This is a genomic window from Vibrio sp. S9_S30 (assembly GCF_014694455.1).
GTDB lineage: Bacteria > Pseudomonadota > Gammaproteobacteria > Enterobacterales > Vibrionaceae > Vibrio.
The window spans coordinates 66,607-89,619 of record NZ_JAAUWT010000017.1 but is presented as its reverse complement, the minus strand read 5'-3'; the positions used below and the strand labels follow the sequence as shown (position 1 = coordinate 89,619).

The following is a 23,013-nucleotide window of genomic DNA, read 5'->3' as shown; positions in this document are numbered from 1 at the left end:
GAGTTTGAGGTTGGAGATTTAAGGAGAAGGACATGCGAGTAGGACTGATTCAAATGACTTCAAACGCTTTGCCTCAACATAACTTAGACGTTATTGAGCAAGGTATTGAATCCTTGGTTAAGCAAGGGGCAGAGCTTATTTCTACCCCTGAAAATGCACTGGTATTTGGTTGTCGTGAAGAGTACCACTCCGTTGCGGAGCAGCTCGGTGAAGGTAGATTTCAACAGGCTTTTCAACACATGGCACAAAGGTATGGTGTTTGGTTGCATATTGGCAGTTTTCCTATCCAACAAGCCAAAGGGGTAACAACAACGTCATTACTTTATAGCCCAAAAGGCGAGTGCGTTGCCCATTACGACAAACTTCATTTGTTTGATGTAGACGTTGCCGATAAACAGGGGAGTTATCGCGAATCCGATACCTTTGCTTACGGTAACAAGATTTCGCTAGTTGATACGCCCTCTGCTACACTTGGTCTAACAATTTGTTATGACTTAAGATTCCCCTCCCTATTTAGCGAACTTAGAAGCCAAGGTGCTGATATTATCTTTGTGCCCGCCGCATTCACAGCCGTTACTGGTCAGGCGCACTGGGAAATTCTGTTAAGAGCGAGAGCCATAGAAACTCAGTGTTTTATCATTGCTGTCAACCAAGGCGGAGCACATGCGTGTGGTCGTGAAACTTGGGGGCATTCTATGGTGGTTAATCCTTGGGGCGAAGTCATCGCTTCATTGGAACAAGAATCAGGAACATTATTGGTCGAGTTGGATTTAAACCAGCTTACCTCCATCAGAAAGAATATGCCGTTGATAGAGCACAATCGCTTTAGCAACGTAATGAAGAAAGAGCCGATCAAATGACAATAAATCAAATTGAACAAGAACTACTGGCACCTACCGGTCTGACAGAAAAAGATCTTGCAGAGACATTAAGTCTTATTGCTAGCCGAGATGTAGATTATGCCGATCTGTACTTTCAATCGAGCTGGCATGAATCTTTGGTTTTGGAAGACAGTATTATAAAAGATGGCTCTTTTAATATTGATCGCGGTGTGGGCGTTCGTGCCATCACCGGAGAGAAAACAGGATTTGCCTATTCTGATCAAATCGATCTAACGGGCTTAAAGCAAAGTGCAATTGCTGCTCGAGGTATTGCTTCCCAAGGGAAAACGGGATCGGTGAAAGCGTTCTCTCGCAGTCAGGCTCCGGAATACTATCGTTCAGTCAACCCGTTGGAAAGTTTGCAAAAACAGCAAAAAATAGAGCTGCTGAAGCAACTTGATGCGTACATTCGTACCAAAGAGCCCTTGATACAAGAAGTTTCGGTTAGCCTGAGCGGCGTATACGAGCAGATGCTGGTTGCCGCGACAGACGGCACGTATGCTGGCGACATTCGACCGCTTGTTCGATTGTCGATCAGTGTATTGGCGAAGAAAGGCGATCGTCGAGAACGTGGCAGTTCTGGTGGTGGTGGTCGATACGGCTATGAGTTTTTCCTGCAAGAAGAAGGCGGACGAAAGCGCGCTTTTGATTTTGCCGATGAAGCCATTCGTCAAGCGATGGTTAACCTAGAAGCGGATGCGGCTCCTGCTGGCACCATGCCTGTGGTTTTAGGGGCTGGTTGGCCTGGGGTGCTTCTGCATGAAGCGGTTGGTCATGGATTGGAAGGCGATTTTAATCGGAAAGCGTCCTCGGTATTTTCGGGGAAAGTGGGTGAACAAGTGACCTCTAAGCACTGCACTATTGTGGATGATGGCACCTTACCCGATCTGCGTGGTTCTTTGAATGTTGATGACGAGGGCGTTGCCGGAAAATACAACACTCTGATTGAAAATGGGGTATTGAAAGGCTACATGCAAGACAAACACAATGCCAAATTAATGGGAGTCGCTCCGACAGGTAATGGCCGTCGTGAATCATATGCGCATCTTCCTATGCCTCGTATGACCAACACCTACATGCTGGCGGGCGAGCACTCTCCTGAAGAAATCATCTCAACCGTGAAAAATGGTCTTTATGCGCCTAATTTTGGTGGCGGACAAGTGGATATTACGTCGGGTAAATTTGTGTTTTCCACTTCGGAAGCCTATTTAATTGAAGACGGCAAAGTGACTCGACCAGTTAAAGGGGCCACGCTGATTGGTTCAGGCATCGAAGCAATGCAGCAGGTTTCGATGGTGGGGAATGATCTTGCGCTAGATCGAGGGGTCGGTGTGTGTGGTAAAGCTGGTCAAAGTGTGCCTGTGGGTGTTGGTCAACCGACACTCAAACTGGACTCTATTACGGTGGGCGGCACGGAATAAGCTTCTCACGACATGAAAAAAGCTGCCGAGGCAGCTTTTTTTTGTATTTTTACTCTGCGTCTTCGTAAAGCGCTTTCAGCGTTTGGAAGATTTCTCTCGAGGATTTTGGCGGTTTGTTGTTCTGCTTTTCCCTTTTCGCTTGGCGAGAAAGCTGACGTAAGCGTTGCCTGTCTGCTGATGGGAAACGCTCCAAAACTTCCGCAATGGCGGCATCGCCTTCTTCAATTACGCGATCTCTCAGCTTCTCCAACTTATGCAATTCCGCTGTGGCTTGGGAGTGTTTGTTCCGAACTTTATCCAGTGCCACTTGAATCGGCTCAGGATCCTCTGCGCGCATCAACTTTCCAATGTACTGGAGCTGACGTCGTTTGGCTTCGTTTTTGAACCGTTGCGCGTCGGCAATGGCGTCTCTCAGGTCCTCACTGAGTGGAAACTTTTCCAAGACAGCCGGTTTTAGTTCCACCAGCTCTTCCCCCAGTTTTTGCAGTGCTTCCATATCCTGCTTCATCTCGGTTTTGCTTACCCAGATGATTTCTTCTTCCTCTTCCCACGGCGCTTTTTGGTTTTTACGTGCCATTTTGTCTGCCTACTTCGATATCAGTGTTCAATTATCGCTTATTTTAACAAGAATTATGGGGTGAAAGCGAAAACCTTGTTATCCTTAATCAATAATCCCTTTAACAACAGTTATTTCGGTATGGACGTAAAAGCGCAAATCGCACAACAAAAGTTGGAATTAGAGAAAGCTGTCGCCAAAGCATTGGATATTGCGACAGGAACAGCAGACGCTGCTGAAGTCGCTATCAGCAAAAGTACAGGCATCAGTGTATCAACCCGCATGTGTGAAGTTGAAAATGTCGAATTTAACAGTGACGGTGCGTTGGGTATCACCGTGTATCGTGGTCAGCGTAAAGGCAGTGCATCAACGTCTGATCTGAGTGAAAAAGCGATTCAGCAGACCGTTATGGCAGCGCTCGATATTGCAAACTACACGTCTGAAGACCCATGTGCTGGACCAGCGCCGAAAGAATTAATGGTGAAGACTATCCCTGACTTGGATCTTTTTCATCCAGATGAGCCAGAGCCCGACCAAGCCGCTAAGCTTGCCATAGCAGCCGAAGAAGTGGCACTCAGCTACAGCGACAAAATCAAACAGAGTGATGGTGCAAGCTACGATAGCCATTATGGGCTAAAAGTGTATGGCAACAGCCATGGTCTGCTGGCAAGTTATGCGTCGAGCCGACACAGCATGAGTTGCTGTGTGATTGGTTCGGGTGCAAATGGCGATATGGAGCGGGACTACAGCTACACCGTTTCGCGTCGCAAAGAAGATTTATGGTCACCTGAAACGGTGGGATTAAAAGCCGCTGAAAAAACCGTAAGCCGTTTAGATGCGCAACGCCTGCCTACGGGGAAAATGCCAGTGATGTTTGCTGCGGATGTCGCGACAGGCTTGATAGGTCACCTTGTTATGGCCATCAGTGGCGGGAATCTTTACAGAAAATCGTCGTTCTTATTGGACAAATTAGGCGATCAGATTCTGCCATCTTGGTTTAATATTCACGAAAAGCCGCATGTGCTTCGTGGTTTGGCTTCCAGCCCATTTGATAACGAAGGTGTCTTCACTCAAGACAAGCAAATTATTACAGATGGTGTCCTATCGACCTACCTATTGACAAGCTATGCCGCCCGTAAGATGAATATGACACCCACAGGGCACGCAGGTGGTATTCATAACTGGTTTGTAGAATCCACGGGTCAAAGCTTTGAAGCCATGCTTAAAGAGTTAGGTACAGGCTTTTTAGTGACAGAGCTTATGGGGCAGGGGGTGAACTCGGTAACGGGCGATTACTCTCGTGGTGCAGCGGGTTTCTACGTCGAGAACGGAGAAGTGAAATACCCAGTATCAGAAGTCACGATTGCTGGAAATCTCATTGACATGTACCAGCAAATCGTTGCGGTGGGTAACGATGTAGAAACGCGCTCTCAAATTCAGACGGGTTCTATATTAATTGAGTCCATGAAGATTGCTGGCGAGTAAAAATACACCTCCAATTGAGCTTGAGTGCTGATGAGAAAACGCCGATGGATCGATTGGCGTTTTTTTGTTTTTACCTTTGTCTATGTTTCCATTGTTCCTCACAAAAATGAATGTATATGGTATAATCCTCGCCCTTTTTACTGACGTTTTGTACAGTGAAATGCTTTAATCTTGTCATAACCGATAGCAAACGAGTGCATCAATGAAATTAACGGTCGCTTCTTTTTTCAGTGGAGCTGGTGGCTTAGATCTTGGCTTTGAAAAAGCGGGGTTCCATATCCCTTTTGCCAATGAGTACGATAAGCAGATCTGGGATACGTACGAGCACAATCACCCATCAACTGAGTTGGATCGCCGAAGTATCGTTCATATTGCGAGTGAAGACGTGCCAGATTGCGATGGCATCATAGGTGGTCCACCATGCCAGAGCTGGAGTGAAGCGGGCAGCAAACGTGGGATCGACGATCATCGAGGGCAGTTATTTTACGAGTTTATCCGCATTCTTACAGACAAGAGACCGAAGTTCTTTCTAGCCGAAAACGTCAGTGGTATGTTGGCGCCTAGGCATAAACAGGCGCTCGAAAACATTAAAGACACTTTTCGTGAAGCAGGGTATGACCTTCACTTTAAGTTGATGAATGCCGCCGACTACGGTGTTCCCCAAGATAGAAAGCGGGTGATATTCATCGGCTTTCGCTCTGATCTCAATATCGAGTATCACTTTCCCGAGCCTCAAGAATATAAACCTAGTTTGAGAGACTGCCTTAAAGACTTAGATGGATTAGCCGTCCCTGCGTTAGCAAAGTCTAAGCCTAACCCTGAAGCTTCGATTCCCAATCATGAATACATGACGGGAGGCTTTTCAAGCATGTACATGAGCCGGAATCGAGTTCGAACTTGGGATGAGCCCTCGTTTACGATTCAAGCGGGTGGGCGCCATGCACCGTTACACCCGAGCGCCCCGAAAATGCAGAAAGTCGAAACCGACAAATTTGTCTTTGTGGAAGGGCATGAGTATCGCCGATTAAGTGTTCGAGAGTGTGCTCGAATCCAAGGTTTCCCTGATAGCTTTGAGTTTATTTATCAGGATCTTGGGGCGGGTTACAAAATGATTGGCAATGCGGTTGCAGTGAATTTTGCCGCTGCAATTGCGGAAAGTATTAAAGAGGCACTGGCTCATTCTGGCGCGATTGATAAATCGCAAGCTGCGTAATAAAAGAGAGTTGTTTACTGTCCTGCTGTTTAAAGGCTTTTGTTCGATTCTTCGCCTGCATTTTCGTCTCAACCCAAAAAACCTCAGTGATCTCGTCGGGAAACTGAGGTTTTTTGTATCAAGTACTCACCTTTTGGTGGGAATATCGATATTAAAGGCTTTCAAGCTTTGGATCAGGCGGTTATGGTTTAAGCCATTAGGAGAAACGATCTCGAATGTGCCAAGTTTGATCAGGTCTTGCAGGGTTTCGACTTTTGTCATCTTGCTCAAGCGTTTTGTCGGTCGAAATTGAGTGTAGGTGCACTTCCCACGGTTGCTGCCTTCCGTCTTTGGATTAATCGGACGGTAAACGACTTTAAAATTGCGACTTAATGTTTGTATTACTTCATTGTTTATTGGTTGAAGCGTTTGTATGAGTTCGAGTAAGTTGTTGGGGACTTTATTGCTTACTAACAGACAATTCGCAACCGAATGTCCTTTACCTACTCCTGCTACGATCTTCACGATATCTTGATAGTCAAACACTTGGGTAAACTCTCGAGCGGTTTCCCCCGAGCGTTTGCCAAAGCAGATACTGACACCGACGAAGAACGATGCGGACGGGCTTTTTGCCCATTGCTTTGCCCATTGAGTGCAATCTTTTGTCAGGTTATTAAAGGCCCTGACTCCAAAATCTCGAAGAATTCGATCGTGAGAATACCAGTTACCAAAGTAATGGGCGCTGCTCATTTTTGCTGAAATTTTAATAGGGGAGCCGTTCGACAGTTTTATAAGGATATCTGTTTTGCCGCCGGTCGCCCCTTGCGCTTGAACGCTAGTGACTTTTGCTCCGGCTTGTACACCGATATCTTTCATCCAAGACGGTAAGTCGTTTGGTAGCGAGTCACCGATATTCACACTGGCAGCAACGTCTTTTTCAAATAGATCGGTTTTCTTGGACATGTTTCCCTCTAAATATCATCAGCAAGTGTTGAGATAAGGGTATTATGCATGCATGCGGTTAGTGCATGTATTGAGTTATGCCGTTATTACCGTAATTGCGAGCAGCCAAGATAATTCAGGCAATTGATAACAAGCTAATTTTCTTTATTAGAAATAAGTGGGGGGGTTTTATTGGTTAACAATATAGATTTTAAGGGATGAACTATTCAAGAGTTGATAGATATCCTGCGTGCAGGTACCACCTACCATCGATCTTTTTAAACTCCAAATCCCCTATACTTGCATATTCACCTTGGCATACAGAATGCTGTCCTTTTGTTGGGGTGGCTTTTAGAAGTATTTGATACGTGGTTGTTACTTTAGAGTCAAAAGCATCAGAGCCCGCTGAATGAGCGGGCTTTTTGTTGCGATTAATGTATCTCTATTTTCCGAAATTTAAATTAAAAAAATAACTGAGTAAACTTTGATATTGGCGACTTTGATATAAGAACACACAAGACGCTGCTATAAATGTTCCACAAGAAGCGAGCAGCACCCCTTGTTCTGAAATAAAGAAGTGGATTGAGCTGGTTAGCAGTATTACCGAAATAGTTACAATATTGACTTTTGATAGAATGCTCAAACCTTTACGTATTGTTAAGATATTCGGTACGCAGACAACCATAGAACCTACAATTCCGCTGATTAATAGGTACGTATCAAGACCAACTGATTCTGAAAAGCCAAACCAATCATCAAGGATTGTTACTGTCACCCCAACCCCAATAGTGAGTAAAAGAAAGAGTGCAATAGTTACTATTACCGCTGTCAATGATAGGCTTTTATTAATATTCAACGCTTAACTCCTCATAGATGCCTACCGCTAAAGATTTTACTTCGCCAGAATAAGCACTTCCTGTAATTGCTATAGCTGCGCCAACAGCATCCGTAATCTGTATTGCAACCGAACTAGAAATTACTTTTGAGCTGTATCTTTTCGTGGTTAATCCGGCTCGAACTAGCTGCTTATATGCTTTATTTGAAATATTCGGAAGATTTTTTCTAGCGATTTCTCTAGTGAGCATGGCTCTTTCTTGCCTACTTAGTCCTTTTAAAACTTCTCGAATACTCTTTCCAGTAGTTGCGTTAAGTGACTTAATCATTTTCATTGTCTGATAGCCTGAAGTCGCGGCACCAGCGAGTGATATATAATCAAGGGCAGTCATCGTGTTTTGATACCACTCATTGTCATTTAAGGCATCGAGCTTTTTAGGGTTTTCTTTAGCTAAAGCGACGCGAGTAACACCTGTTAAACATTGGGCTGTCGACGCTAGGGTCGCTGCATGAGTAACATATGTCATTGTAACTCCAACCGGCCCCGTTAAAGGTACCGTTGCTCCAGAAGCGATAACACCGAACCAGCCTATAGCTGCTCCAGCGCAGCTCAATGACATCGAAAGTAGTTCGCGATGAAATACTGATGAGGTTGTTTCATTCCGGATTTTTTCAGTAAAAGAGTTCGTGCTTTGACTTTTTAAAGGCTCTCGAAGGAAAATGTTAATAGGGTTAATTCGGCAGGTAGCTTTAAACTTTCTCAATACTACTATGGTTAAATTACTGTCGATGTAAATAACACCAGCGCCAGAAGTTTCAGGGTGACGATCTATAGCGTTGAAAAGTTTCTTTTTATCAAGGGTGTAGTCTAATTTGGCAATTAATGATTTTTTCTTAATATCTAAAAGAGGATCTTTAATGAGTGATTGCACAATGTTTTCCTTGTTGCATATTGCCAATTACACCGCAAAATTCCGTCTAAATTAAATGGGATAGAGATTCTTTAGAAGCAGCTCAAGGTTTGAGTATTAGAAGTAGATAAAGGTGCTCCCAAAGTACAGAGCACCTTCTAGGGTTTATAAATTCACAGCCACCTCTGCCGCCAATTTCGCGTTGTTAAACACCAGCTGAATATTGGAAGCGAGGCTGTTTCCTGCGGTTTTTTCAGCCACTTTGGCGAGCAAGAATGGTGTGGAATCTTTTCCTTTAATGCCTTTGGCATCCATTTCTTCGATGGCGCTTGCTATGACCTGATCGATCTCCGCTTTATTCATTGCGTATTGCTCTGGAATGGGGTTGGCGATCACAGCGCCACCGTTTAATCCCAAGTCCCATTTTGCTTTTAAGGCGGTCGCGATTTGTGCGGGGGAATCTAGGCGATAGTCGACTTTGAACTCGCTGTCTCGGGTATAAAATGCAGGGAGGGTTTCTGTTTGGTATCCAATGACGGGCACGCCATGTGTTTCTAAGTATTCCAGTGTTAAACCGATATCCAAAATGGATTTTGCCCCCGCGCACACCACAGCGACGTTGGTATTGGCAAGCTCTTGAAGATCGGCAGAGACATCAAAAGTGGTTTCGGCACCACGGTGCACGCCGCCAATGCCGCCTGTTGCGAACACTTTGATGCCGGCCATTGCTGCTAGGATCATGGTGGAGGCGACGGTGGTTGCCCCATCTTCTCCTTTGGCAACAATAAACGGAATATCTCGGCGGCTGGTTTTGATCACGTTTTGCCCTGCTTTGCCTAAATACTCGATTTCTTCTTGGGACATCCCAACTTTCAGTCGCCCTTTTAGAATGGCAATGGTGGCAGGAATGGCGCCATTGTCGCGAACCGTTTGTTCCACTTTAAGCGCGGTTTCGACGTTTTGAGGATAGGGCATACCATGAGAAATGATGGTCGATTCCAACGCAACAACAGGCTGACCTGATTTAAGCGCTTGGGCGACTTCTGGCGTGACATCCAAATACTGAGCTAACATACTGTGTCCTTTAACATTCGGTTTCATTCAATACGCGCTGAATGGCGCTGTCTGAAAAATTGGGATTGATGGTGGCGACATCAGAAAGCGCAACACTGGCGGCGGCCATAGCGTACTCGCCACTTTTTTCGACCGACCATTTATGGATGAAGCTGTGGGCTAACCCAGCCAAGAAGGCATCCCCTGCGCCATTGGCATTTTCAATATGAGTGCTTACGGTTGGGAAAAGTTGGGCACGTTGATGATCTTTATAGAACACCCCATCCGCCCCAAGGCTTAAAAAGATTCGCTGTGTCCCTTGATGGAGGAACCAGTCGGCGATCGCACTGAGATCGTCTTGATTGTGATAAGGCAGATCAGACAAAGACTGCGCTTCTTTGATGTTGGGTTTGAGTGTGTGGATTTGGTTTAAATAGGGTTTGATTTTGACCGCTTTGGTGCTCGATACCGTATCGACAAAAATGGGCTTATTGGAAAACTGACTGAAGATATATTCGAGCAATGATTCACTCAAGTTAGTATCAATCACAATCACTTCTGCACGCTTAATGGTTTCTAGGTGAGGTTCGAGTGATTCAATGGTCAACCGTTCTAGAATAGACATGTCTGAAACCGCAACCTGCATGTCGCCGTCTTCATTGAGCAAAGAAAGGTACGTGGAAGTGGCGCCATCCGAAAGCTTTAGCACAGACGAGACATCAACACCCGCTTGGCGTGTTTTATCTAATATTAATTGCCCATAGGTGTCGTTGCCGACGACCGATATCAAACGCACTTCGGTACCAAGCCTTGCGATGTTTTCGGCTATGTTTCTGCCCACACCACCTGGCGAACAAGAAACCACTCCGGGGTTGGAATCCCCTTGGTGCATGGCTTGCTGAGGTTGACCTAAAATATCCATATTCGCGCCGCCGATCACCACGACGTATTGAGATTCCGACAAAATGTACCCCTTCCCTAGGATGATGCCTTTGTTTGTCATATTCATGATATGCCCAGCTACGGCACTTCGGCTGATCCCAAGTTTTTCAGCGATGTCTTGCTGGGGGAGCATGGGATCTTGTTTAATCAATTGAAAGATTTGCTGCTCACGTTCCGTCATAAGAAACCCTAACAAAAGTTTGATTAACTAACTTTTGTTAGGTTGCTGTGTGGTTAAAAAAACGTCAACACCTTTGTTTGGTGAGTTGTGCATTATGTGAGCAATGACACCTATTGAGTGATTTCGACAACATAACCCTCACCGTCTTCGCAGGGCACAAAATCCACGAAATGATGAATGCTTTCAATGGCATCTTCTTCATAATGAGAGACAAAAAGCAGTTGGCTAAGTTGATGTTTCGCAATCAATTCAAGCGAATTGACAACGAGTCTTCTCCCCAAAAAATCCAGTCCTTGATAGGGTTCGTCTAATATGAGAAGTGCAGGGCGTTTGATTAAGGCGCGGGCAATCAGCAACAACCGCTGCTGCCCGTATTCCAGCGTTTTGAAAGGCTGGTTAGCCATATCGCTCATTTGGAAAATGGCGAGCCACTCTTTTGCGGTTTCAATTTGCTGTTTGCTTGGGGATTCATACAGGCCGATAGAGTCGTAAAACCCCGATAAAACGACTTCAATCGCTTTGCAGCTAACACGGTATTGTAAGTGCAGCGCTGACGACACCATCCCGATGTGTTTCTTGATGTCCCAAACCGTTTCACCGTTGCCACGCTTCATGTCAAATAAGCGAATATCGTTGCTATAACATTGTGGATGATCACCAAATATCAGCCCCAGCAGCGTACTTTTTCCGCAACCGTTGGGCCCTCGAACTTGCCAATGCTGGTGGTGTCTTATCTGCCAATTGACGCCACTGAATATCTTTTGATCGGTGTATTCCACTTTGCCATTCACCAGTTCCACCAGCGGGTCAGAGAAGGTGACTTGATGCTGATACTTACTGTACAAGTCCAGAACTTTTGTACTTTGGGCTTCGGTTTGCGCATTGATCTGAGCGATGATGGGGTGAGTTAGCCATTCCTCTCTGGAGAGCGTTTGGGTCAGTTTTCCATTTTCGAACAAAGCGATGTGTTCTATCCACTCGGGCAGTTCGTTTTCCCGCGACACCAAAATGACGAGTTGTACCTTTTGGCTGAGGCGGTTAAGAAAGTGAGCCAACGCTTCACGGTGCGCTTTATCTAATCCGGTATAGGGCTCATCTAAGATAAGAAGGTCGGGTTGTTCAAGCAGTGCTCTCGCCAGCATTAACCGCCGTGTTTCTCCGGTCGACAGCAAACGAAAGCCGCGATCAAGCAAATGGTCTAAATCCAATTGTTCGACAAGAAGAGCTATGTCTTTTTCAGGTTGACCGGATACCGACAACAATTCGTGCACGGTTGACCCGTTATCGAACTTATCCATAAAGTCGGTATCGTCATCGGCGAGCTCTTGCTCCAGTAGCGCTTGCTGTTGGCTTAATGATACGTACGCGATCTTCAACAATGGTGCATCACAATGGCCACTTTTCAGTTCAATGGATCGAGTGAGCACTTGATGAAGTTGTTCGCCAATATCCCCTTTTGCACAGAAAATCCCCCAGTTTTGATTTTCCTGAATGGTCCAGTTAGGGATAGAAAGTGGGTGAGAATGGGGTTGAGTAACGACGTCTGTGAATATTATGGGCATATGGCTTCCTTGCCTAGTGAACGGCTTTTTTACAGAGTAAAAAAGCCGCGGAGAAAAGTAAATAAGACTTGGGTCGTGGGTAGGGTAGTGTTCGCTTTAGTATCAACCAAGGGATTCGAGTGCTATCTGGTAGCGTATGGTAAGGGGAGCGTCTGGCGTGAATGAAACCACTGTAGGAACGCCAGATGCGGCGATAGGGTTATTCTGACGTGCGGTATTTGGAGATAGCCCAAAGGGTGAGCAAATGGGTTCTATGCCAATGCATAAGTTTCTTCCTCTCCAAGGAGGCGCTAAGCGACCGTAATTGGAGTACCACAGCAGCACGCTAGGAAGCGTGTCGGCATCCCACGTTAGTGTGGCTTTGTATTGCTCGGCGACGTTGCTGATTGATACCGTCCCTTCTGTGCCTTCGAGCTGGAGCAATTCTTCTGCTGGAAAGGGGAAAGGTACGCGCGCGGCATTGAGTGTTCTTCCGTCGAGTGCAGGGACCGCAGTTAAATCGTGGAAAACCTGATGGGGTGAAAACACGTGTGCTTCTGGTGCGACAACGGCAGGGTGAGTGCGTCCTAGCGTCATTTTTTGGGTGTGAATCTCAGCCATCTTTTCCGTATTGGGCAATTTGAAACAGGTGTGCAATGCAATGGGTTGTCTCGTTGCTCTTCTCACTTCCACCGTTAATTGAATGTTCAAGGTTGGGCTGTTGGGATCGGGTTGGATGATACGGGTCAATCGTTTCACAGGGTGTGCTGTGGGGTAGTCGATATACAGTGAGATGTGGTCACCAGAAGGAGGATGAAAGTGCCATGGGTGATTCGAGCTGTATCCATGGACATGCTCTATCTTTTCGTCTTCGTTCATGACTTGTTGCCACTCGTCTGGGAAGCCTTGAGGCGACATAGGGTACCCAAACGGTACGCAGGGCCATTCTCCCCTTAACGATGCCGTCAGCGCATCCATGTTTGGCGTTTTAGGTTCGCTGTGCCATGGTGCCAAATAAAAGGGGGAAACCTGCTGACCATTCGGTAAGGCAAACACCGTCGGCCCTATCATTCCGCCCATCGCATCCACTCGCACCGTACCGTACTTCCAGCTCAGTGATTGGGACTGTGTCATCCTTCACTCTCCTTCTGGTTATTGCTTTTCGAATGATTACTTTTCGCCTGCATGATTGCTTTTCGCATGATTACTTTTCGCCTGATTGCTTTCCGAATGATGGCCTTCCGTGCTACCGAATGAGACCCCGCTCGTTAACTGTTGGGAATTTCGATGATGGCAACGGGCGTTCCAATATCGACTTTCCCCGATGGGGGGCTCGGTTTGCCCGTTTCTTGGTTCAACCGCATGCTGACGACTTGGTTACTGTATTGATTGCCTATCAATAGCCACTGCCCATCGTGGGTAAGAATAAAATCTCGTGGGCATTCTCCGCCGGTTTCAAAGGTGCCGTCTCGGGTTGGGAGTTGTGTGTGAGCGTCTATCGTGAAGTGAGCAATGCGCGATTGTCGTCTTCCCGATACATACAAATGCCGCCCGTTTGGCGAAAGACGAATGGCGGAAACCGATCCTTCTGTCTCTTTATCGCAGTCAAAAGCGTGCAATTGAGAGTGAAAATGCCACCCAAGACCTGATCGGGTAAGCACCAGTAAGGTTTCATCCAGTTCGCAGCAGACATAGGCGAAACGTTCATCTGGGCTGACGACCATGTGCCTTGGTCCACAACCAGAAGGCACGTCGCAAGATGCACTGTTAAGAATTTGTCCTGAATCGTCCAGCTCATAACTCCAGATCGTATCGGCTCCTAAGTCGGTAGAATGCAGATGATAACCGCCATTTGTGAAGGTAGAATAATGGGCGTGAGGCCCTTCCTGACGGTTGGTATTTGGCCCTGTACCATGATGCTCTAGATGACGAATGAGCTGAGCATTTCCCTGTTCGCTGTACTGAAACAGAGAGATTTCTCCCGTCCAGTACTGAGCGGTGGTGATCCAATTGGGATTGTCGTGCAAGGCGATATGGCAAGGCAGTTCACCTTGAACGTTCCACTCTCTGTGGGGGGCATCGGAATGCAGGTGGATCATTGCGGGGTGCTTTTGCTGAAACACTTCACGCACTGTGTACAGGTTTTGCCCGTCGGATGAGACAGCAAGTGCTGTGGGGTTATCGCATTTCAAATGCAAATGTGCCTGCCCAAATTGCCCTGTTTTGGGGTCAAAGCTGACTTTGTAGAGGCCTTTTCCATTTGCTTCGACCCCTTCAAGAGGGCTCGAATAGCTGCCAATATAGAGTTCCATTTCTCACCTCACATGATCCCAAATCGTTCGAATGCGTCTACGGTGCTCATTCCATTTTCAAGCGCCTTTCGGACTTCACTTTCGCCGCGTACTTTCTCTAGTGCTTTGGAAATGACGTCCTCTTCGATTTCTTTAGGAATGCACAGCACGCCATCACAGTCACCAAAAATGATATCGCCGGGTTGGATTTTGACTGCCCCCACCCTCAAAGGAACGTTGTAGTTGATGACTTTCCCTCTAGGTCCTTGATCTTGGGCGTAGCATCCGCGACTGGCGACAGGAAAACCGAGTGAGAGAATTTCATTGCTGTCACGGAGATAACCATCCAACACGGCCCCCGCCGCACCAAGCTTGAGGGCTCGGGTCGACATGAGCCCGCCCCATAGTGCGTAATCCGGTGATGATCCTGTACAGATGTAGACGTCGTTGGGTTTTAAGCTATCTAACGCTTCAAACATTAACCCGAACGGTTGAGCCATGGCTGGGTTGGGGCTTTCGGAGGAGGCTTCTTCAAATACGTCGGCTTCCAGTACCGTCATTGCTCTGCCCGCAATCACCATGTCTCGTTGTAATGTGTTGAGATAAGGAGGTAAAAATTGTTGCGTGTACCCCATTTTATCCATGACATCGCCAAGGACCGCGGTGAATAACTCTTCCCTGATTTTGGTAAACAAGATGTTGTCTGATGACATGATTACCTCCTATTATCGTCCGTTGATAGAGCTCGGGTATCCCCGAGTGTGAGTATGGTGCCTTATGTGCCTTATGTGCTTTATGTGCTTTATGTGTTTTATGTGCCTAAGGGTTCGGGTAACCTAAGTTACGGGAAATCGTCTTGCAGGCCTCTTTCAGCATGCTGAGTGCTTCTTCTGGATTGGTTTCCTGAGCGTATTTTTGTGATAAGAAAGGCACCGTTGCCACGCCAACCACTCTGTTGCGGTAGTCAAACAGAGGAACCGATAAATTAAGAATGCCGGCCACCACTTCCGACTCCATCCTCTCGTGTCCTAAGCGAATGATGTTATCCAGCCTTTTCTTGAGCGCGTGCTTTTCGGTGTCTGAAGGTAAAGCGTCGTAAAACGGTTGCTGAACTTCTTGCTCAGAGTAAGCAATTATCACCGCACCAGAACTGGTTTCAAGGGCAGGGTAGCGGCTGCCCGTTGCGACGGAGTAATGGGTTCCCAGAGGGGGATCTTGCTGGTGGATGATGATGATCTCCTGACCGTTGAGCAGGGCGATGTGGCAGCTTTGAAGTGTGGCTTTGCATACCGATTTGATTTCCACGTGGGCGGCTTCCACCAGAGTTTGCACTGGGTAGTGGCGATTGGCCACCTCAAACATTTTCAAAGACAGATGATAGGTGGATTTCGGTCCTGTGGAATAGATGTACCCTTTCTCCTCAAGGACCTGAATCACCCGATACAAACTGGTGATGGAGCGGTCAAGCCGACGCGCAATTTCGGTTTGGGTTGCGCCGTCTGGGGATTCAGATAGCAGCTCTAATACACTGAGCGCTTTATCGACTGCCGGAACGGAATATTTACTTTCACTATTTGCCATTGTGTACCTGTGCGAAATGTCTTTTATGCCTAAGCCAGTCGTCTAAGCAGTGCCGTGACTAATTGACGATCTTGGCGAATGATGCGGCTGAGTAACGTTTGTCGTTCCTTAGCACTCACAAACTCTAACCTTCTTATGCCCAGCGGATCCACTTCACGTCTTAATCGTGTTAACTCCTCGTCTCGTACCGGATCCATTTCGTGACACTGCTCAGAGAAAATGACACGAAAACCCGTTTGCGCCTCAATGGTTTGCCTGCTCACATTTGGCATGGTTTCGACAACAACCAGTTGACCTGCGTTTTCGTCGAATTCAAACAAACACAGATTCGTGATTAGGACGATTTTGCCAGAGCGATAGCCATACTTTTTACGATCCTCTTCCGATACGAGCAAACGCCCCGCACTGCATAGTTCAACGTGTTCAACCAGCGCCTGAGGGCTGTGACGCGGCACATAAACCATAAAATGTTGGTGCATGTTTGCGACATCCGCCATGCCGCCTTGCCCAGGTAAACGAACGATGCCGCCGCTGGGTTTAGAAATAGACAAGGTGTTTGTCATGCCCTTGGCGTCAATTTGTGCGGTGCCCACAATTTCGTGAGTGACCAAGCTCCCTTGGTACGCTGTCCAGTAGGTGTCTTCCCCTCCGGTATGCCCAGCGGCGCTTTGTGTGTCCATGGATTCCAATAGCGTTAGGCTCATGGTGCCCGCTTGGATATCAACCGTGCCGCCACTCAAGGTGGTGAACATCATGTCGGGGGCATGGCTGGCTTTGGCCAAACGGGAAGCCACATTAGCCAAGGGGGAGACTGCCCCTGCGCTGGCGTAGCTGTTGTTGTCCAGCATTCGTGCTACCCGAATGGTCATGATATCGGCGGCGGTTGCCGGTAACTCGTTGTCGACAATGGGTAAAACTGTGTACGAAGACAAAAGATCATTCAAAGGGAGTGTTGCCGCTTGCCGGATGAGTGTTGGCACGTCGCGCAGTGGCAATAGGGATGCCAGAGGTTGTGTGCTTTGGGTTATCTCCATCAATCGCTGGTAGTCTGTGGTGTAATAAGGGAGGCAAGAACAAGGGTACGCCCCGCCTTTGACTTCCGCGATTGCGCTGATCTTATTGCGAGGAAGAATGGTGTTCCTCAATCCGTTTTGTAAGGTGCCGTTCGGCACGATTTCTTCCACGGTCACCAGCACCTGCTTGGCCGCACCTGCCACCAGTTTGTCCAGTGAATGAGCGCCATAAAGCTCGACATTGCCGGATTCGTCAGCCCGAGGGGCATGCAGCAACAATACGTCGGTCGTTTGGGCTTGGACAAGTGACAGCGTTTGTTGGCTTGCTTCATCGAAATAAGGGGTGAGGGCAGGGCAGGTTTTGTTGAGATCGGAACCGACAGGGCTTTGCATCGGGAGAAAGGGCAGATTCTGCTCGGCGGCTCTCAGGCCTTGAATCAAGGCCAACGCCGGCCAGTCCGTCATGGGAATGCCCTGTTTTTCGACGGCATGGCGAAATTTAGGCGCCAGCCCAAAGACATCGAGGCTAGAAAAACAGATATCGATACGCTCGACAGCATTCGCTTCCAGCAACATTTCCAGCGGCAAGCCTCCAGCCCAATTGAAATAGCGCAAGCCAGTGACGCGTTGCTGACAGACTTCTCTTATTAAGGCGATGGGCAACCGCGCAAAATGGTGCCCCCCTACAGAGAGTCGGCTTCCACTTTCTACCCGTTTGGCAAGCGCTTTCAATGACGTTATTTCAGGTCGGTTGGCTTTCACTAAACTCATGGTGGCTTTTCCCCTGCTTAACACACTCTAGTACCAGTTGTCTGGCTTGTAGCGAGCCGTAATGCACAGCCCGCCATCAACCCGAATGTCTGTCCCCGTAGTAAAGCCAGAGGCATCGGAGGCTAGGTAGACCGCCGTTTCCGCCACTTCTTCTGGTTTACCAATGCGCCCAATGGGGTGCATGTCCACAAACGATTGCATAATGGCTTCACCGTCTTCACTTTCTCGGATCACCTGTTCCACCATAGGAGTGCTGATGGTGCCCGGTGAAATGGTGTTGACGCGAATATTGTTTGGACCAAATTCCACGGCGAGCTGTTTGCTCAACGCAATGATCCCCCCTTTAATGCCAGCGTATGCGCTCCAGCCTTGTAATCCATTGTGCGCCTGAGCCGACGCCATATTGATGATGGAGCCAGAGCCGTTCTTGATCATGTGCGGAATCGCGAACTTGCAGCCTCGAAACACACTGCTGAAATTGATGGCTACGATGTCTTGCCATTGTTGCTCAGTCATGTCGTATATCGGCATGCCACCAATGGCGACGGCGGCATTGTTCACTAAAATATCGAGTTTTCCGTAGTGCTGAACGGCTTTATCCAACAACGACTGCATGTCCTTTTCTTGGCTGACATCGGTTTGAACGAATAGGGCTGAACCGCCAGACGCCACCATATCTTGGGTAGCCTTTTGCCCTTTCTCTTCCTGAATATCGGCAAGGATGACAGAGGCGCCTTCCTTTGCCATTGTCGAGGCAATCACTCGACCAATACCGTCGGCAGCGCCCGTGACTACCGCGACTTTTCCTTTGAGTCTACTCATTGTGTCACCTATTGTTTTTTCATTGAATCGAGTGTAACCGCAATGATGATCACAATACCGGTTACCACCAATTGCCATTCTGTTGGCGCGCCGAGCATACCTAAGCCGTTAGAGACAAACGCCAGAATCAATACCCCAAGTAGCACACCAACCAAGCTGCCAATGCCTCCGGCCAAGCTGATCCCGCCCAGTACGGCGGCCGCGACAGCTTGAAATTCGTACCCCAGCCCAGCTAAGTGCACGGCGGACCCTAGCCGTGATGCCAAGAGTATTCCTCCCACCGTGGACACTAACGCACAGAGCACAAAGCAGGTGAATTTCACTCGTTGTACGTTATACCCAGCAAGCCGAGCGACTTTAGCGTCGCCTCCAATGGCGTAAACTTTGCGCCCAAAGCGGGTATGCCTTAAGACAAAAGCGAGCAACGCCACCATGATCCCAGCAATCAGGGCAGGATACGGGAGCACATCCATGAAGCGCCCATTGCCAAGTTGGAAGAAGGGTTCTAAATAGACTTCATCGGCAATGGCTTTTTTCCCAGTGTAGAGGTAAACCCCACCCCGAATAATGAACAAGGTGCCAAGCGTGACAATAAGGGAATTGATCCTGAGGTAGACGACCAAGTACCCATTGATTACGCCGATAATCAACCCACAGACGAGTGCGCCGACAATGCCCAACATCATCGATTCGGTGTAGTTCATTATTTCAATCAGTGGAATGGCGACGGCAGCGACCAGCGATCCGACGGAAATGTCGACCTCCCCCGAGATAAAGACCAGACTGACACCAAGAGATAGAGTGAGAATAATGGCGGCTTGCCCCAATACGTTAGTGAGGTTTCTCACACTGAAGAAATGTTCCGAAAGTAGTGAGAACATCAGAATGATCACCAAAAGCGATAACGCCAGCGCAAACTCGTTGTGTTTGATGAGCCACCCCCAAGCCGAAGTGGATGAATTGGAACTATTGGATTGCTGCATCAAGTACCTTCTCCTGTGTTGCTTCACAGCGAGGATATTCTGCCGTGATCCTTCCCTGAGACATGACGTAGATGCGATCGCACAACCCTAATAATTCGGGCATCTCCGAGGTCATGACGATGACGCACATGCCCTGTTGAGCCAGTGAATCGATCAACGCGTATATCTCGGACTTTGCACCTACATCAATGCCCCGCGTAGGCTCGTCAACCACCAGCACCGATAACCCGTACATTAGCCAGCGAGACAACATCACTTTTTGCTGATTTCCACCGGATAAGGTGCCGGAAAGCTGCGACAACGAGGTGATTTTGATTTTGAATCGGTCGACGTATTCATCACAGGACTGCACCTCTTGCTTATCATTGATGAAGCCGACTTGAGTGAATTTTTCGAGCGAGGCAAGGCTCATATTATTTTGCACATCGGCTTCCAGCATCAACCCTTCCTCTTTACGATCTTCACTCATCAGCCCAATCCCCAGCGATTTCGCCTTGGAGGTATCGTGGGGGGTGAGCGGTTCACCATTGATGCGGATTTCGCCTTCGCTGATGGGGTCGTACCCTACCAGTACCTTGGCCAGCTCTGTTCGCCCCGCTCCGACTAAGCCAAAAAAGCCGACCACTTCGCCGGATCGTGCATGGAAATCGATGTGCTTCAGTTTTTGCCCAGCGTTCACCCCTTTCACTTCCAATCGCGTTTCTTTGGTTTCGTGTACGGTTTTCGGGAAGAGATCGCTGATCTCTCTGCCCACCATGTCTTTTATCAAGGTGTCATGCGTATGATCGGACATGGCTTTGGTGGAGACATGACAGCCATCTCGCAAGACCACACAGCGCTGCGCGATTTCAAATAACTCATCGAGTTTATGGCTCACATAGATCACCGCAATGCCCATGGCTTTAAGCTTGTTGATGACCACAAAGAGGTTTTTGATTTCGGCTGGGCTGAGTGACGACGTGGGTTCATCCATGACCACCACTTTCGCTTCTGAGCTGATGGCTCTGGAAATTTCCACAAGTTGCTGCTGGCTGATGGGCAAGTCCGCGACTTTGGCATCCGGATCTAAATCAAACCCCAGTTGTTCAAATAACTCAGCGGCGTGTTGTCGAATGCTTTTCCAGCCAATGGTTCCGAACGACGTGAGCGGATGATGCTCCATAAAGATATTTTCCGCCACGGTGAATTCAGGGATAAGTGCAATCTCCTGAAAAACGGGTTTGATCCCAGCGTTGAGCGCATCGGAAGGGGATTGAAAATGCATCACCTTTCCATCTAACGTAATGCTGCCTTCATCGGCGGGAAATACCCCGCACAGGATCTTTATCAGCGTGGATTTTCCTGCGCCGTTTTCGCCAATCAGCGCTAAGACTTCACCGGAGAAGAGCTCCAGAGACACACTATCCAATGCTTTTACGCCAGGAAAAGATTTAGAGAGAGTATCGATTTTAATGATGGGATTCTGCTCATTCATAAGAAGGCTTCCTCCTCACGATGTCGAGGTAGACGGCGAGAATCAGAAACACGCCCGGAATGATGATTTGCCAGTCTTGATTCCAACCAAGAATGATGATGCCGTTATCGATGATTTTTAAGATCATCACCGCCAATACCGTCCCGATGATGGAACCACTGCCACCAAACAGACTGGTGCCACCCAACAACACCGCCGCAATCACAATCAGCTCAAAGCCCTTTCCGGCAGTTGGCTGACCGGCATTCAGAAGGGATGCCAGAATGACAGCCGCAATCCCTGTTAATGCTCCTAAGAGAACAAATGCGGTTATTTTGACTTTACTGGGGGAGATGCCCGAGAGTTTCGCCGCATTGGGGTTGGCCCCCACGGCACTGATCAGGCGACCTTGACGGGTTCGAGATAGGAGCACTCCGCCAATAACGACCACAAAAGCGGCGATGATGACTGGGACGGGGATCCCCAACCAGTAGCCCGTCGCAATACTTGAAAATGCAGGCAGTTGATGGTGGTTTTGGATAGCCTCACGGGTATACAAAAAAACGCCCCCCTGCAAAATCATCATGGTTGCGATGGTGCCAATCAGTGAGTTCACCTTTAAACGAGTGGTGATCAATCCATTGAAGATGCCTACCACGACGCCAAATAGAATCCCAGCCAGAATGCCAGCCAGCAAGCTACGGGTGGTATTGAGGACATCCATGACGACGCAAGAAGCAAAGCCCATTGTGGCGCCCACCGAGATATCGACTTCGCCACTGATCAATAGCAATGTCATGCCTACGGCAACGATGAGCACCAGTGACGATTGGTGCAATACGGCGACGGCATTTGCTGGGGTCAGAAATCGATCGGACGCAATGCTCAATCCAATGATTAACGCCGCCAACAAAATCACCAGAAAGAGCGATTTTGAGTGAATAATCTTCCGCCAGAACGGAGGCGAAGACGGCTTATCCATAGCCTTACTCCTACTAATTTATGCGAGTAGGCGACAACGAACGCCGTTGCCGCCAAATATGACGAGAGCGCTCCCTATAGATCAGACGCGTACTTCATGCATTTTTTCGCAGGGGTCAAGCTGTTGACGGTGTCCCACTGGATCTGACGAGACTTGCCGTCGTAAGAGTAGTATTGGCTGTAGTTGGCTAAGGTGAGCGTTGTGGTTGGGCTTACAACATGCTCCGGCAAGCTTTCCTCTTTAAAGAGCGCCACCGCCGTATCCATGGTAGTAAAGCCGACTTTTTCTGGGAACATCGCCGCTTCCAGTTTCAGCGGGCTGTTTTCTTTCGACATTTCGTTTAAGAACGCCAAACCTTCACCGCCCGTACCAACAACGATCAGCTGATCTTCCGATAGCCCCGCCGCTCGCCAAGCTTGCAACCCTCCTAACGCTGATGAATCGTTGATGCCGTAAATCACGTTGATTTTGGCGTCGGCCGCCAGTGCCGCAGAAGAGACTTCTTGCGAACGATCTGGGTTACCGCCTCCGTCTAGGTCATGCACCATCGTGGCGTCTGGAAGAATGGTTTGTAGACCGTCCATAAACCCTTGGCTACGTAGCACGGTTGCGGAAAGCAAAGGCAAGCCCACGTTCATGACTCGAACTTGTCCTTCGATGGTGTCTTTCGCGAGCTTGCCTGTTTCGACCCCCGCGTTGTAGCCCGTGTCGTAATCACAGATCGCGACTAAGGTTTGCATGCCTTTGGCTGGGCTGCCTTCCAGTACGACGGGAATGCCATTCGCTTTGGCGCGACGAAGAATGGGGACCACACCTTGTTCGTTTACGGGGGTGATGATCAGTACGTCTATGTTTCTGGCCATAAAATCTTCGGCCGCCGACACCTGCTTGGCGATGTCGAGGTTGGCATCGATCACTTCCAGTTTTACGCCCAGTTCTTTACCGCGCTGTTCCATCCCTTTGATCACGTTCTGATACCATTCATGGGTGGCGTAGTTCACGATATATCCGGCCGTTTTCGGCCCTTCCGACGCGACAGCAACGCCTGCCGTCATTATGGAGACAGAGAGTAAGACCAGATGGCTTGTTTTAGTGATGAATCCTTTCATTAGTTGTTTCTCCTAGATGGTGTTTACCTCATGGTGAGGAATGCATCCGACAGCAATATGGCATGGCAA

Annotated in this window: 21 protein-coding genes; 4 read left to right on the top strand and 17 right to left on the bottom strand. The window is 48.2% G+C overall.

The features are described 5' to 3' along the window. The first annotated feature begins 32 nt into the window (after positions 1 to 32). Together HC752_RS18625 and tldD are read left to right on the top strand one after the other, a co-directional pair. Entirely contained in the window at positions 33 to 860 is an 828-nt protein-coding gene (locus HC752_RS18625; RefSeq protein ID WP_190336683.1) for a carbon-nitrogen hydrolase family protein, read from the top strand. Continuing rightward, positions 857 to 2,302 carry a metalloprotease TldD gene (tldD, locus tag HC752_RS18620; RefSeq protein WP_190336682.1) on the top strand — a complete coding sequence of 482 codons (1,446 nt, stop codon included), beginning with the start codon at positions 857 to 859 and terminating at the stop codon, positions 2,300 to 2,302. Before HC752_RS18625 ends, tldD begins: the two co-directional genes overlap by 4 nt. A gap of 49 nt (positions 2,303 to 2,351) precedes the next feature. Here the strand turns inward: tldD and yjgA are convergent, their stop codons facing one another. Further along, complete coding sequence (gene yjgA / locus HC752_RS18615) at positions 2,352 to 2,879, bottom strand: ribosome biogenesis factor YjgA (protein ID WP_190336681.1); 528 nt, start codon at positions 2,877 to 2,879, stop codon at positions 2,352 to 2,354. A 120-nt stretch (positions 2,880 to 2,999) separates the two neighbouring features. On the opposite strand from yjgA, the gene pmbA reads away from it, so the two are divergent. Then, positions 3,000 to 4,343 carry a metalloprotease PmbA gene (pmbA, locus tag HC752_RS18610; RefSeq protein WP_190336712.1) on the top strand — a complete coding sequence of 448 codons (1,344 nt, stop codon included), beginning with the start codon at positions 3,000 to 3,002 and terminating at the stop codon, positions 4,341 to 4,343. Positions 4,344 to 4,545: 202 nt separating this feature from the next. Then, positions 4,546 to 5,556 carry a DNA cytosine methyltransferase gene (locus HC752_RS18605; protein ID WP_190336680.1) on the top strand — a complete coding sequence of 337 codons (1,011 nt, stop codon included), beginning with the start codon at positions 4,546 to 4,548 and terminating at the stop codon, positions 5,554 to 5,556. A 126-nt stretch (positions 5,557 to 5,682) separates the two neighbouring features. Here HC752_RS18605 and HC752_RS18600 read toward each other — a convergent pair whose 3' ends face one another. From HC752_RS18600 to HC752_RS18525, 16 genes are all read right to left on the bottom strand, one after another. Next, the gene (locus HC752_RS18600; RefSeq protein WP_190336679.1) at positions 5,683 to 6,498 is read right to left on the bottom strand and encodes a hypothetical protein; all 816 of its coding nucleotides are present in this window, start codon (positions 6,496 to 6,498) and stop codon (positions 5,683 to 5,685) included. A gap of 421 nt (positions 6,499 to 6,919) precedes the next feature. Further along, on the bottom strand, positions 6,920 to 7,333 hold the full coding sequence (locus tag HC752_RS18595; RefSeq protein ID WP_190336678.1) for a hypothetical protein: 414 nt from the start codon (positions 7,331 to 7,333) through the stop codon (positions 6,920 to 6,922). Continuing rightward, on the bottom strand, positions 7,323 to 8,243 hold the full coding sequence (locus HC752_RS18590; RefSeq protein ID WP_190336677.1) for a hypothetical protein: 921 nt from the start codon (positions 8,241 to 8,243) through the stop codon (positions 7,323 to 7,325). The genes HC752_RS18595 and HC752_RS18590 overlap by 11 nt, the downstream gene beginning before the upstream one ends. Before the next feature lie 144 nt (positions 8,244 to 8,387). Then, positions 8,388 to 9,296: a pseudouridine-5'-phosphate glycosidase gene (locus HC752_RS18585; protein WP_190336676.1), complete on the bottom strand. Its 909-nt coding sequence runs from the start codon at positions 9,294 to 9,296 to the stop codon at positions 8,388 to 8,390. A 10-nt stretch (positions 9,297 to 9,306) separates the two neighbouring features. Further along, on the bottom strand, positions 9,307 to 10,398 hold the full coding sequence (locus HC752_RS18580) for a PfkB family carbohydrate kinase (RefSeq protein ID WP_190336675.1): 1,092 nt from the start codon (positions 10,396 to 10,398) through the stop codon (positions 9,307 to 9,309). 110 nt (positions 10,399 to 10,508) lie between these two features. Continuing rightward, positions 10,509 to 11,960 carry a molybdate ABC transporter ATP-binding protein ModF gene (modF, locus tag HC752_RS18575; RefSeq protein ID WP_190336674.1) on the bottom strand — a complete coding sequence of 484 codons (1,452 nt, stop codon included), beginning with the start codon at positions 11,958 to 11,960 and terminating at the stop codon, positions 10,509 to 10,511. Between the two features lie 102 nt (positions 11,961 to 12,062). Next, positions 12,063 to 13,073, bottom strand: a complete 1,011-nt coding sequence (locus HC752_RS18570; RefSeq protein ID WP_190336673.1) for a hypothetical protein — start codon at positions 13,071 to 13,073, stop codon at positions 12,063 to 12,065. A gap of 134 nt (positions 13,074 to 13,207) precedes the next feature. After that, a complete protein-coding gene (locus HC752_RS18565) occupies positions 13,208 to 14,251 on the bottom strand; it encodes a lactonase family protein (protein WP_190336672.1) in 1,044 nt (347 codons plus the stop codon). An 8-nt stretch (positions 14,252 to 14,259) separates the two neighbouring features. Further along, positions 14,260 to 14,943 (bottom strand): RraA family protein, encoded by a 684-nt coding sequence (locus tag HC752_RS18560; RefSeq protein ID WP_190336671.1) that lies wholly within the window; start codon positions 14,941 to 14,943, stop codon positions 14,260 to 14,262. 106 nt (positions 14,944 to 15,049) lie between these two features. After that, the gene (locus tag HC752_RS18555; protein ID WP_190336670.1) at positions 15,050 to 15,811 is read right to left on the bottom strand and encodes an IclR family transcriptional regulator; all 762 of its coding nucleotides are present in this window, start codon (positions 15,809 to 15,811) and stop codon (positions 15,050 to 15,052) included. 29 nt (positions 15,812 to 15,840) lie between these two features. Beyond that, complete coding sequence (locus HC752_RS18550) at positions 15,841 to 17,595, bottom strand: CoA-transferase (protein WP_190336669.1); 1,755 nt, start codon at positions 17,593 to 17,595, stop codon at positions 15,841 to 15,843. 27 nt (positions 17,596 to 17,622) lie between these two features. Continuing rightward, positions 17,623 to 18,417: an SDR family NAD(P)-dependent oxidoreductase gene (locus HC752_RS18545; RefSeq protein WP_190336668.1), complete on the bottom strand. Its 795-nt coding sequence runs from the start codon at positions 18,415 to 18,417 to the stop codon at positions 17,623 to 17,625. A gap of 8 nt (positions 18,418 to 18,425) precedes the next feature. Further along, entirely contained in the window at positions 18,426 to 19,400 is a 975-nt protein-coding gene (locus HC752_RS18540) for an ABC transporter permease (protein WP_190336667.1), read from the bottom strand. After that, positions 19,384 to 20,874 (bottom strand): sugar ABC transporter ATP-binding protein, encoded by a 1,491-nt coding sequence (locus tag HC752_RS18535; RefSeq protein WP_190336666.1) that lies wholly within the window; start codon positions 20,872 to 20,874, stop codon positions 19,384 to 19,386. The genes HC752_RS18540 and HC752_RS18535 overlap by 17 nt, the downstream gene beginning before the upstream one ends. After that, a complete protein-coding gene (locus HC752_RS18530) occupies positions 20,867 to 21,835 on the bottom strand; it encodes an ABC transporter permease (RefSeq protein ID WP_190336665.1) in 969 nt (322 codons plus the stop codon). The genes HC752_RS18535 and HC752_RS18530 overlap by 8 nt, the downstream gene beginning before the upstream one ends. 74 nt (positions 21,836 to 21,909) lie before the next feature. Further along, complete coding sequence (locus HC752_RS18525; RefSeq protein WP_190336664.1) at positions 21,910 to 22,944, bottom strand: sugar ABC transporter substrate-binding protein; 1,035 nt, start codon at positions 22,942 to 22,944, stop codon at positions 21,910 to 21,912. Positions 22,945 to 23,013 lie beyond the last annotated feature (69 nt).

Excerpts from the sequence above, each read along its gene's own strand:
- HC752_RS18625 (WP_190336683.1), top strand. The coding sequence starts at position 33 with ATGCGAGTAGGACTGATTCAAATGACTTCAAACGCTTTGCCTCAACAT.
- tldD (WP_190336682.1), top strand. The coding sequence starts at position 857 with ATGACAATAAATCAAATTGAACAAGAACTACTGGCACCTACCGGTCTG.
- yjgA (WP_190336681.1), bottom strand. The coding sequence starts at position 2,879 with ATGGCACGTAAAAACCAAAAAGCGCCGTGGGAAGAGGAAGAAGAAATC.
- pmbA (WP_190336712.1), top strand. The coding sequence starts at position 3,000 with ATGGACGTAAAAGCGCAAATCGCACAACAAAAGTTGGAATTAGAGAAA.
- HC752_RS18605 (WP_190336680.1), top strand. The coding sequence starts at position 4,546 with ATGAAATTAACGGTCGCTTCTTTTTTCAGTGGAGCTGGTGGCTTAGAT.
- HC752_RS18600 (WP_190336679.1), bottom strand. The coding sequence starts at position 6,498 with ATGTCCAAGAAAACCGATCTATTTGAAAAAGACGTTGCTGCCAGTGTG.
- HC752_RS18585 (WP_190336676.1), bottom strand. The coding sequence starts at position 9,296 with ATGTTAGCTCAGTATTTGGATGTCACGCCAGAAGTCGCCCAAGCGCTT.
- HC752_RS18580 (WP_190336675.1), bottom strand. The coding sequence starts at position 10,398 with ATGACGGAACGTGAGCAGCAAATCTTTCAATTGATTAAACAAGATCCC.
- modF (WP_190336674.1), bottom strand. The coding sequence starts at position 11,960 with ATGCCCATAATATTCACAGACGTCGTTACTCAACCCCATTCTCACCCA.
- HC752_RS18570 (WP_190336673.1), bottom strand. The coding sequence starts at position 13,073 with ATGACACAGTCCCAATCACTGAGCTGGAAGTACGGTACGGTGCGAGTG.
- HC752_RS18565 (WP_190336672.1), bottom strand. The coding sequence starts at position 14,251 with ATGGAACTCTATATTGGCAGCTATTCGAGCCCTCTTGAAGGGGTCGAA.
- HC752_RS18560 (WP_190336671.1), bottom strand. The coding sequence starts at position 14,943 with ATGTCATCAGACAACATCTTGTTTACCAAAATCAGGGAAGAGTTATTC.
- HC752_RS18555 (WP_190336670.1), bottom strand. The coding sequence starts at position 15,811 with ATGGCAAATAGTGAAAGTAAATATTCCGTTCCGGCAGTCGATAAAGCG.
- HC752_RS18550 (WP_190336669.1), bottom strand. The coding sequence starts at position 17,595 with ATGAGTTTAGTGAAAGCCAACCGACCTGAAATAACGTCATTGAAAGCG.
- HC752_RS18545 (WP_190336668.1), bottom strand. The coding sequence starts at position 18,417 with ATGAGTAGACTCAAAGGAAAAGTCGCGGTAGTCACGGGCGCTGCCGAC.
- HC752_RS18540 (WP_190336667.1), bottom strand. The coding sequence starts at position 19,400 with ATGCAGCAATCCAATAGTTCCAATTCATCCACTTCGGCTTGGGGGTGG.
- HC752_RS18535 (WP_190336666.1), bottom strand. The coding sequence starts at position 20,874 with ATGAATGAGCAGAATCCCATCATTAAAATCGATACTCTCTCTAAATCT.
- HC752_RS18530 (WP_190336665.1), bottom strand. The coding sequence starts at position 21,835 with ATGGATAAGCCGTCTTCGCCTCCGTTCTGGCGGAAGATTATTCACTCA.
- HC752_RS18525 (WP_190336664.1), bottom strand. The coding sequence starts at position 22,944 with ATGAAAGGATTCATCACTAAAACAAGCCATCTGGTCTTACTCTCTGTC.